Annotated in this window: 13 protein-coding genes, 1 tRNA gene and 1 pseudogene; 4 read left to right on the plus strand and 11 right to left on the minus strand. The window is 49.9% G+C overall.

The window, feature by feature from the left end; all coding sequences use genetic code 11:
* Nucleotides 1-160 (plus strand): hypothetical protein (locus IT415_03555; GenBank protein MCC7543754.1); only part of this gene is annotated, 160 nt, incomplete at its 5' end.
* A gap of 8 nt (nt 161-168) precedes the next feature.
* Here the strand turns inward: IT415_03555 and IT415_03560 are convergent.
* The 3 genes from IT415_03560 to pyk all read right to left on the minus strand — a co-directional run bounded on the left by IT415_03560 (nt 169) and on the right by pyk (nt 2964).
* Nucleotides 169-678, minus strand: coding sequence for an inorganic diphosphatase (locus IT415_03560; protein MCC7543755.1), 510 nt, complete (start codon nt 676-678; stop codon nt 169-171).
* A gap of 76 nt (nt 679-754) precedes the next feature.
* Nucleotides 755-1516 (minus strand): triose-phosphate isomerase, encoded by a 762-nt coding sequence (locus IT415_03565; GenBank protein ID MCC7543756.1) that lies wholly within the window; start codon nt 1514-1516, stop codon nt 755-757.
* A 29-nt stretch (nt 1517-1545) separates the two neighbouring features.
* Nucleotides 1546-2964 carry a pyruvate kinase gene (gene pyk, locus IT415_03570; GenBank protein ID MCC7543757.1) on the minus strand — a complete coding sequence of 473 codons (1419 nt, stop codon included), beginning with the start codon at nt 2962-2964 and terminating at the stop codon, nt 1546-1548.
* A gap of 133 nt (nt 2965-3097) precedes the next feature.
* Here pyk and IT415_03575 point away from each other — a divergent pair, with 133 nt between their 5' ends.
* Nucleotides 3098-3463 (plus strand): hypothetical protein, encoded by a 366-nt coding sequence (locus IT415_03575; GenBank protein MCC7543758.1) that lies wholly within the window; start codon nt 3098-3100, stop codon nt 3461-3463.
* A gap of 10 nt (nt 3464-3473) precedes the next feature.
* Nucleotides 3474-3803, plus strand: a complete 330-nt coding sequence (locus IT415_03580; GenBank protein MCC7543759.1) for a hypothetical protein — start codon at nt 3474-3476, stop codon at nt 3801-3803.
* 76 nt (nt 3804-3879) lie between these two features.
* Here the strand turns inward: IT415_03580 and heR are convergent.
* A pseudogene (gene heR, locus IT415_03585) lies at nt 3880-4068 on the minus strand (heliorhodopsin HeR).
* Nucleotides 4069-4297: 229 nt separating this feature from the next.
* Here heR and IT415_03590 point away from each other — a divergent pair.
* Nucleotides 4298-4549 (plus strand): hypothetical protein, encoded by a 252-nt coding sequence (locus IT415_03590; GenBank protein MCC7543760.1) that lies wholly within the window; start codon nt 4298-4300, stop codon nt 4547-4549.
* Here IT415_03590 and IT415_03595 read toward each other — a convergent pair.
* The 7 genes from IT415_03595 to IT415_03625 form a co-directional block, all read right to left on the minus strand.
* A complete protein-coding gene (locus tag IT415_03595) occupies nt 4546-5580 on the minus strand; it encodes a HAMP domain-containing histidine kinase (GenBank protein MCC7543761.1) in 1035 nt (344 codons plus the stop codon). The genes IT415_03590 and IT415_03595 overlap by 4 nt on opposite strands.
* Entirely contained in the window at nt 5561-6232 is a 672-nt protein-coding gene (locus IT415_03600) for a response regulator transcription factor (GenBank protein ID MCC7543762.1), read from the minus strand. The genes IT415_03595 and IT415_03600 overlap by 20 nt, the downstream gene beginning before the upstream one ends.
* A 106-nt stretch (nt 6233-6338) precedes the next feature.
* Complete coding sequence (locus tag IT415_03605) at nt 6339-6875, minus strand: hypothetical protein (protein MCC7543763.1); 537 nt, start codon at nt 6873-6875, stop codon at nt 6339-6341.
* The gene (locus IT415_03610) at nt 6868-7242 is read right to left on the minus strand and encodes a 3'-5' exonuclease (protein MCC7543764.1); all 375 of its coding nucleotides are present in this window, start codon (nt 7240-7242) and stop codon (nt 6868-6870) included. Before IT415_03610 ends, IT415_03605 begins: the two co-directional genes overlap by 8 nt.
* Nucleotides 7243-7492: 250 nt before the next feature.
* Nucleotides 7493-7567: transfer RNA gene (locus IT415_03615), tRNA-Glu, on the minus strand.
* Between the two features lie 91 nt (nt 7568-7658).
* Nucleotides 7659-8039, minus strand: a complete 381-nt coding sequence (locus IT415_03620; GenBank protein ID MCC7543765.1) for a sortase — start codon at nt 8037-8039, stop codon at nt 7659-7661.
* 246 nt (nt 8040-8285) lie between these two features.
* A partial coding sequence (locus IT415_03625; protein ID MCC7543766.1) for a right-handed parallel beta-helix repeat-containing protein occupies nt 8286-9651 on the minus strand: 1366 nt, incomplete at its 5' end.

A 9651-nucleotide genomic window follows, 5' to 3' on the forward strand; every position in this document is an offset into this window, starting at 1 on the left:
AAATCTGAAGTCAGTCCGAGATCGGAGCTATGAATCACGCTTACAGACAGTCCTGAGCGAATTTAAGCAGAATAAGATCGCCGATGACACGCACGAAATTGCCGATGAACTCAATCTGGTACTCAAGAGCTTGACGCTCTCCGTTGCGCCGGGTCAGTAAGACATACTTTAAACTAAGGATCGTTCTATTAGATCTAGGGCAGCTGCTTTATTTTCCCAGCCCACTACTTCTACTTTTTTACCCTTAAGATCTTTATAGTGCTCGAAGCTGTGCTGAACTGCATTCTTCCAATGCTGAGGCACGTCGTTGATATCTTGATAGTCTCTATAGAATTCATCATCATCTGCAACAACGATTAATTTCTCATCCTGCTCCCCGCTGTCGATCATATTCATATACCCAAGAACGCGCGCTCGGACCACAACTCCAGATGGTACACTTTCATTGATAAGTAATATCGCATCTAAGGCATCGCCATCCTCACCCAGGGTACCTGGGACCATTCCATAATCTCCCCCATCAGAATTATTGAGAAAAGTCTGCTGAACTCGATCGAGAAAGATTACTCCAGTATCCTTGTCCATCTCATACTTATTATGTGAGCGGCGTGATGTTTCGATGATTACATTTACGACTTCCGGGGCTTTATCGCCGATACCGACATTCTTGAGGGACATGTATTTCTCCTTAGATTTTGGACTTATTTTCGTGGATAAGTGTACAGAGTATATCTGATTTTTTCAAGCAAGAAGCTTATTTTGCGGATTCAATAATCCCAGCAAACTCTTTGTAATTCACGCTCGCGCCGCCAACGAGGAGACCGGCACAGTCATCGAGGGCAAGATATTGTGCAGCGTTGTTAGCCTTAACCGACCCGCCATAGAGGAGCGGCACTGACTTCGCGAGTGCTGGAGAATGACGCACTTCAAGCCAAGTGCGAATCACGCTAAACATCTCTGCGACGTCTTGAGTCGTCGCGTTCTCCCCTGTCCCAATTGCCCAAACCGGCTCATAGGCGATCACAATATCATGCAAGTCCTCCGGAGTTAGCAGTGTCAACCCAGCTTCGATCTGGTCAGCGACAACTTGCGCAGCGTGCCCGTTATTTCGATCGTGCCCCGCCTCGCCAACACATAAGATCGGCGTTAGCCCATGTCGCAAGCAAGCCGCGAGCTTCTGGGCAATCAACCCATCACGCTCGCCAAAGACGTGTCGCCGCTCAGAATGTCCAACGATCGCGTATTTCGCCAAGTCCTTAATCATTGCCGCGCTAGTCTCGCCAGTGTATGCACCCTCATCAGCTGGATAAATGTTTTGCACTCCTACCTGCATGTGATCATGGCTGCGCAGCTCAGATCGGACGGTCGTCAGATCAAGCACCGGCGGGCACAATACTACTTCAACGCCGCTGGATACTTTTGGCACTTCCTTCAATAACCGACTAACAAATAGACTCGCCTCGCTCGGCCCTAAGTGCATCTTCCAGTTGCCGACAATGTAAGTTTTTCTTGCCATAGTTGTTTTTTAGTATACCGCGAAAGTGCTTATGCTACCAAAAGTCGGACCGTATCAGTCGCTCCGGTCTTACCGGCGTGTGTCCCAAATGCTGACACGATATAGTCACCGCTTCGCAAGGCGCCCCTTTTGACAAGTGCCTTCACGAGTCGAGACTGGATGTAACGTCTACGCGGAACCTTGTACGGCTTGGACCCCCAGACAATTGCTAGTTGATTACACACCTGGACATCTGGGCTCGCCATGATGATTGCCGCATCAGGGCGAAGTGCAGAAATCGCCTGTGCCGTCGTTCCGGTGAGCGTCTCCGCCAGGATAAGTTGAGCCCCGACGTGATTACCGAGTGTCAGCGCCGCTACAGCTACCGCATCCTGAGCATCATCGGCAGCATTCAAGTCGCGCGACAGCATCTTCAGCTCGCCACTATCCCGCATATACTGCTCGGTGGAGAGAATAATTCGCTTCATCATTTTGACCGTTTCGATCGGAAAAGCACCGATAGCCGTCTCGCCCGACAGCATCACCGCGTCTACACCAAGCGACACCGCGGTCGCCACATCGTTTGCCTCGGCCCGCGTCGGCGTCGGCGAAGACGTCATACTATCCAGCATCTGTGTCGCCATTATCACGGGCGTCTTATACTCTCGCGCCATCTCAATAATTCGCCGCCCGATTATCGGAACCGTCTCAGGACTTGTCTCGAGCGCCAAGTCACCGCGCGCGATCATCACAGCATCACTAGCAGATACGATACTATGAAGATTTTCTGTGGCAGACTTCGTCTCGATCTTGGCGATAACGCGGATCTTTTTCTTGCGCTTACGAATCATTGCTTTTAGCATCTCAATGTCTTCTACCGTATGCACAAATGACAGCGCGATGTAATCAATATCTCGCGCTAGCCCAAACCGCAAATCTTCCATATCCTTGTCGGTAAGCTTTGAGCCATGAAAGATCGTATCCGGAAGATTCACCCCGTGGTTCGAGCCAAATTTGCCAGCATTTTCGGCCCTGACGGTCACCACTCCGTCCTGCACGCGCGTGACTTCGGTCGTAATCACGCCATCACGTATCATCACACGATCGCCGACTTTGACATGCGGCGCGATGTCGTACTGCATGGGGATTACATCCGAACCAGTTGATACTCGTTCGGCTAATTTGATCTGATCACCGGCTTTCACTTCGATTATACCTTCAACTTCGCCGATCCGAATCTTCGGACCCTGTAAGTCCCAAATGATCGCCACTGAGCGGTCGAGCTTTTTGGCCACAGTCCGCACCTTGCTAATCACACGGGCGTGCCACTCATGCGTGTTGTGTGACAGATTGAGGCGAATACCATTCACCCCTGCCGCCAGAAGTTCATCTATCTTTGCTTCGCTCGCTGGACCGATCGTGGCGATAATTTTCGTTTTTTTATACCTGTTCGCATGTACGTGCTTCATATGTACTTAAGTATATCTAAAAAACACTTATGCTGCACCTGTTTTGCCCTACAACATATATTGACTTATTAAGTACTTTGTTATACAATTATCAGGTTCGTCAGATTCCCCAAGCCCCTTGAAAGGAGCCCCCATGACGACCTCCAGCACCTCTGACAACGACCCCTCCAGCAACTCGCTCGGCAAACTCGCGCTCGTGTTACCGCTGATCGCCGTCGCTATCTTATTGGCCATCATCGGCATCATCAAGAGCAATCAGAACCCCGTTGGGTGCTCCATCGGTCAGACGCACGACTACGTCGTGCAGCCTGGTGACACCCTGTACGGAACTGGCGGCATCATCGATCGCGAGATCGTGGGATCAGGCCAAACCGACCCGCGGCTGATCTTCGAGATGCTAAAGGACATCCCCGAGAACGCAGACGTCATCGGCATCGTCCGCGACGGCTCACTCCAAATCGGGAGTACCATTAGTCTCTACAACCACTGCACAGGCTGAAAGGAGCCCCATGACCACCCTCGATATTACCAACTCGCTCTCAAGGCAGCTCCACGGCCAGCACTGGACCTCGGTCCGTGCATACAAGCGCGCGCGCCAGGATCTGCTCGATGAGCTCGAGCCAAGCCGCAGCCTCCAAGCTGCAGTGAAGGGTCAGGACAACACGTTCTACGTGACCAAGCTCAAGACTCGACTCAAGGACGAGAGATGGATCCGTCTGGACGGCAAGCTTGCCGATCTGGCCAACAACCACCCTTACCGGTGGCTGGCTTACGCAATGCTGGCCGTGATCGTCGGAGCCACGATCGTCGTGATCATCAATCACACCCTTGGCTACTAAACGCTTGCGTCAGCCCCACAAATAACCCCCACGTTCCGACGTGGGGGTTCATCTTTTTCCGTTTTTTATTACCAGCCTACGGGCGCAGAGTACCAGCGAATACCCGCCAAGCCAAGGCTGATTTCGCCACCAGACTCAAGATGATGTAAGCCCGTTCGCCATATATATAGTGCTTCCACTTACCCACCTTGAGATATTGCAGCACCATATTGATCGCGAAGCAGTTGAAGAACACAAAAATACTGACGTAGATCCAGTACACAAAGGTAGGGATCTTGGCTTCCTCTGGTCCGTAGTTGCCAGCCGCCCAGAAGTATAGCATTACTGCCACCTCAAAGATCACGCTCGAGAAAGAGTATGAGTGCGATATCGCCCAAGCAATAGCAGAAGCTGAGGCCGCATCACACTTCACTATCGATGTCTACAAAGCGGCCACTGAAGCTTACCCCATAAAACTCAATTCAGTCACAACAGCAAAGTGTATACAAGACTATGTGAATCAACACGCCACGACCGGTCAAAATCCCATTAAGCCTCGTGAAATCGATAAATCAAAATACAGCCTAGCGTTCACATCCCCGCGCTGGGCATGGGATCAAGCTGGATGGCTCTTTGCTGGAGGTACCGCATTGGTTGCAGTAAGTCTTGTCGGGCGCATCATCAACAGTATCGCGCAGCTAATGTATCGCCGCGATCATAATAAACCGATGAGTGCGTCACTGCCGACGCTCCACCGCAAAGACTAAGATCGCGCCAACCGAATCCGAAAGATTGTCTTACCAGGCTTTGAAGTCACCGTAATCCGCCCCTTGTGCGCTGCTACGATCTGCTGAGCAATCGACAACCCAAGCCCGAAGCCTTCCACGTGCTGTTTCGTGCGACTCTTGTCACCTCGATAGAAGCGTTCGAAAACGTGCGGTAGATCGGCTGGCGATATGCCAAGCCCCTCGTCTTGCACCTCGATACACACATATTCACGCGTGGCTCGCACGCGCATCACGACCTCCGACTGCTCCGGACTATATCTGACCGCATTATCTAGCAGAATCAGCATTACTTCTTCAATCGCCGACGGATCGACAGTTGTGCGCACCGGCGCGAGATCATGACGCAAGCGTATTTGCTTTGTCGCAGCTGCTTTTTTCATCCGGCTCAAGACAGCCTTCGCAAGAGCATCGATCTCGACGTGCTGCTCTAGCGCTAGATTGTCCCGACGAGCAAGTCGCAGCAGGCCATCGACCAGAGCACGAATGCGCACCACTTCATCTAAATTACTCGCCAGCATTTGGCGTGCTTCAGCGGGTCGAAGCTTCGGATTCCGCAGCGCAACTTCAATCTCGGTCTGCATGGCCGTAAGTGGAGTTCGAAGCTCATGCGATGCATCGGCCGTGAAGCGCTTCTGCGTCTCTAGTGCATCCTCAATAGGGCGAATCGTCCGTTTTGCTAAGACATAGCTCATGCCACCACCGGCGAGCAAAACAAATACATTAAAGAGAATCAAATTCGAGCGCAGCTCATTCTCGGCTGAAAAAATTTGTTGCAACCGAGTGCGCTCATAGAGATCGAAGAACTGGGGTAGTTCGGCGTCGACACCAATGGCCGGTCGCCGCAACCCACGATGCAGCTGATTGGCAGAGATTTGGTACAACACAACACTAAAGCCAATCGACAATGTCATGATGATTGCTAGATAGCCAACGGTTAGTTTTGTGGCGGGCGGCAAGGCCAATGCCCAGCGCCGGAACCGTTCGAGCCAATCACTGAGCTGAGAGAACATAGCCAAATCCTCGCTTGGTCTTTAAGAGTGACTGCTTGTACGGCCGATCGATTTTATTGCGCAAGTAGCCAATGTACACCTCGACCGTATTGGGGAGTATGTCTGCATCGTACTCCCAGACGTGCGAAATAATCGTGTCCTTATTAATCACCCGCCCCTCATTGCGCATCAGGTACTCGAGCAGGGCGAATTCCTTCGCAGATAATTCAATGAGCTTGTTAGACCTGCGCACTTCAAACGTCGCAGGATCTAGTGTCAGGTCACCGACCCGCAAAACCGTATCTTGCGATTGTGAAGGTCGGCGCAAAAGTGCTCGTATGCGCGCCAAGAGCTCCTCGAAAGCGAATGGCTTCACAAGATAATCATCCGCGCCAGCATCGAGACCAGCGACACGATCACGAACCTGGTCTTTTGCTGTCAGCATCAAGATTGGCGTCCTGTCTCCCGACTCGCGCAATCGTCGGCAGACTTCGATGCCATCAATCTCTGGGAGCATCCTATCCAATACGATCAAATCATATTCATCAGCTTCAGCAGCAGCCAGGCCAGACTCACCGTCATACACGGCTTCGGCCGCATAGCGTTCTTGTTCTAAGCCACGCTTCAACGCATTTGCGATCTTGTACTCATCTTCGACGATCAATATTTTCATATCACTCAGTATTATACCCAAAACTGAGAATAATCTGAAAATAATCTAAAAACAGAGCACCAGCTATGTGCTGGCGCCCTGTGCGGTAAGGCTTTATAGTATTTGGTTAATTTGCCTGAACTTGTGGCTCTTCAACTGGTATTTGGCCATTTGGACCGCCACCCATCATGCCACGCCCATGACTCATACCATGCCCCTTGCCGAGTCCGTCAAATGGATGGAGATAGCCGTGGGGGATATTATTATCCTTCTCCCACTGCTTCAGCTCATCCATCTTTGCCTTCATGGCATCGCGGCGCTCTTCTGTCGTCTGATCTATCATGGCATCGCGTTGTGACTCAAAATACTCCTGGAGCTCTTGGTGCTTCGCGAGAATCTTATCTCGTTGCTCCGTTGTAATCTTATTGTCATCGACTGCCTTCTGGAGGCGCTCTTCATAACGCTCATTCTTTTCGGCTCGGCGATCCGTATGGTGTTGATCGATCACCTGCTGCACTTCTTCCTTACTGAGGTTAAAGCGGGCAGCCAGCTTATCAGCGAGCGACGCATCACCTCCCGATTGCGCAAAAGCTGCACCACCACCGAGTACGGCAGCGATACCGAGGGCTACTAACCCAATTGCTACTGTTTTTCCTTTAGTCAAAATATATTACTCCTTTCTTATACGCGAGTGTAGAGTATCTGTTCTGAGAGAACGCTTGGAAGTGGTAGCGTTGCGTGACTGCCGTAGCAACGCCTGGAGCACCATACTCTGCGCATAGTACCTGATAAAAATCAACTGGAACCTGCGCATCACCAGGTGCCCGATGGCGATTCACGACCCCAATATTATGTCGTTCAATCGCGACATCAAGCTTATAGTGCTGGTATTGTGGGTAAAAGTAGCGCGAGAGCTGCACCGTGCAAGCTCTTTGATGAGTGAGTCGCCGGTCCAGCAATCGATACTCCTCAGCGATGAACGCATGGTCAAATTGAGCGTTGTGCGCAACAAAGATTGCACCACGAAGCATGTCGTGAAATGTATATATCACGCTCGCAAAGCCAGGTGCGCCCCAAGTGTCGCTCGCTGCATCCGGTTAAATCCCACCATAACCTCAATAATTATTCCCCTTAGCAGATTTCGATATAACTTATATTCAACGCGCATATAATTCATGCCTCGGCTTTAACGCCGATAGATCATTGAGCTGCATTGTGTAAACGGCTACCACGTAGGCACACACAAAAAGCCCCGGATATCATTATCCGAGGCACTTTGCTTGGTGATCCCACGGGGAATCGAACCCCGATTAACAGATTGAAAATCTGTCGTCCTAACCGTTAGACGATGGGACCGAGAAGTATCTGAACCGATATATAGTAACAGGTATAGACAACCTCTTCAAGGGTACGTGCTTTAACGTGAATATACCCCCACACCATGTAGCTACTCGTTCTTTTCCCGCGTGGCCTCAACCACCAGTCTTCCATCTGCCGATCCTTTTAGGGTGCAAGTATACAGCGTTAGTTTTGCTTCAGGGCTGGGTTCTTCTATCTCAGTTGCATTTGGATTGACGCTGTAAAGCTTCGTTACAACGTAGTCATACCATGTACCGTCAAAGAAAACCCGGATACCGTCACGTACTGTTAGCTTATGCAGGTTGTAAAACGGTGACTTGGTTTTGGTTTGACCTGGTGAGTTACCTAGGTTGAATCGGTGGGCGCTAAGGATGAAATTCCCACCCTTCGCGGGACTTCCTCTGTCCGGAAAGCGGTGCCATGAACCTAACTCAAGTAGCTCAGCTCCGCCATCTGAGTAAAATGGCACTTCTAAGTTAATCTTTGAAATCTGGATGCGGTTTCGGTTATCTGTGGCATCATCTGTAGTATCGAGGTCTATTTCACTAGAAATAAACCTGCTAATAACACTATTGCCCGGAGACTGTGTAAGCAGTAGAACATACCCACCGGCTATTATTAGAAAAAGAGCCGTACACTGCCATACATACTTACGAATGCCTCTTGGTTGAGTCTTGTACAGTGAGTAGCGCCTTGACCGTCTCACGTAGACCGCCTATCTCTTACTGCGTCGTAGGCGTGGGATAAGGGTGATTGCTACGCCGCTCAGCAGTAGGCCACCCCCAACCCACATAGCAATAGCTAAGTTTTGTCCGGTATTTGCAAGACTGCCGCCAGCTGAGTTGTTGCTACCGGTCGTGCTACTTATCGCCGCTAAGACTGTTTGATCACCCAGTACAGCACTAAACTCGCTGGTATTACCAAAGCCATTGGTTGAGTCATCTATTTCGGTAGTAGTAGCTGAAATTGCATAGCTACCACTGGTGAAGCTAGATGGGATGGTAAGGTTAGCAGTTGCTCCAGTTACACTACCAGATACATTGGTGCTACCAAGGTATATTTGTCCTTCACCGTGTCCAGATGGATCTGCGGTCGAGTTTGCAAAGAATTCAACACGGTAACCAGTAGCTGAATCATCGACATCAAGGTCAAAGTTTAGGCTTAAGCTTCCGGCAGTTGTAGACGATGAGTTAATGACAGGGAAGTTAAGGTGGTCGTTCGCTCCACTGTCGGTGTCGCCGGGGTCATTATTTGTTACTCCAATCTCGTTTAAGGATTCAGGAATGCCGTCTGGCGGGCCAGATGCGTCAATAAACTCAGCAAGGTCGATGCCTAAACCAGAGCCATATAGTCCAACAGTATTGTTATAAATACTGTTGCCAAGTATAGAGTTATTTAGTGGCGTAAATGTTGCAGGTAGTGCCGATGCTGTGAACTGCGCCACTGCTACGCCTGCTTCTGTATTGTTTCTGATTACGTTTCTTCTGTCGCTCGCAGTACCACCGATAAGTGTATTGGTAGTACTATTGGTGATTCTAATACCAAGCAGGCTGTTCTCAATCGTGTTACCCTGAATTGTATTGCTGTCAGATACGCCACCAAATGTATAGACTGCAACACCACACTGTACATTCCCCGATAGCTGATTGCCTTGGCTGGTGGTGCCCCCAATTTGTGAACCAGAACTATTGAAAACAGAGATTCCTTGAGTATTGTTCGCAATAGTATTGCCATCAACCAATGCATTCAGACTTGCATTACTAATATAGACGCCATCCTGCGTGTTGTCGGTGATGGTATTGCCACTGACTGTGCCGTCGTTGGATGCGTCAAATGCTACGCCATTCTGCGTGTTATTAAAGATAGTATTATTTTCAACTAATCCATTATTGCTGGATTGATAAAAACCCACCCCATTATTTCCATTATTTGCAATAACATTATTAATAACCTGCACATCAATACTCCCTCCGCCAAAAGTTATACCTTCGGCGCCATTACCAAGTGCAGTTGTGCCATCATAGCCAACGCCAATAAAGTTGCCTTGGATAATTGTCCGCTGGGCATTAAAGGGCGCTATA

It is taken from the genome of bacterium (genome assembly GCA_020854115.1).
GTDB lineage: Bacteria > Patescibacteriota > Saccharimonadia > CAILAD01.